Genomic DNA, 428 nt, shown 5'->3' on the forward strand with positions numbered 1-428 from the left:
GATCTTCAGCCATGCCGCGCACCTATCGGTCGCCGCCGTCGCCTCGCTCGAGGCGGCCGGCAAGAAGCCGGGCGACGTCATGCTGATGAGCTCGAACGGCGCTCCGGTCGGCCTCGACCTGATCCGCAAGGGCTGGCTCAACGCCGAAATCGAGCAGCCGCTTTACGCGCAGGCCGCGGCTGTCGCCATGTTCATGGACAAGATCGTCACGAAGCAGGAAATCAAGCCCGGCGAATACGACGTGCTCGGCCTGAAATCGACCGTGACCAAGGAAGCCTGGGGTCCGAACATCAAGATCCCCGGTGCAGCGATCACCAAGGAAAACGTCGATAATCCGGCCTTCTGGGGCAACCAGAAGCCGCCGACGGACACCGTCAAGTCGGTCGAATAGTCATCTGAAAGCGCTCCGGGCCGTAGCGGCCCGGAGC

At 63.6% G+C, this 428-nt stretch carries 1 pseudogene; it reads left to right on the plus strand.

From position 1 onward, the window contains the following. Positions 1 to 391 (plus strand): annotated as a pseudogene (locus EN994_RS35010) (sugar ABC transporter substrate-binding protein); the annotation flags it as partial. Between the last annotated feature and the right edge of the window lie 37 nt (positions 392 to 428).

It is taken from the genome of Mesorhizobium sp. M7A.F.Ca.CA.002.09.1.1, assembly GCF_003998555.1.
Taxonomy (GTDB): Bacteria; Pseudomonadota; Alphaproteobacteria; order Rhizobiales; family Rhizobiaceae; genus Mesorhizobium; species Mesorhizobium ciceri.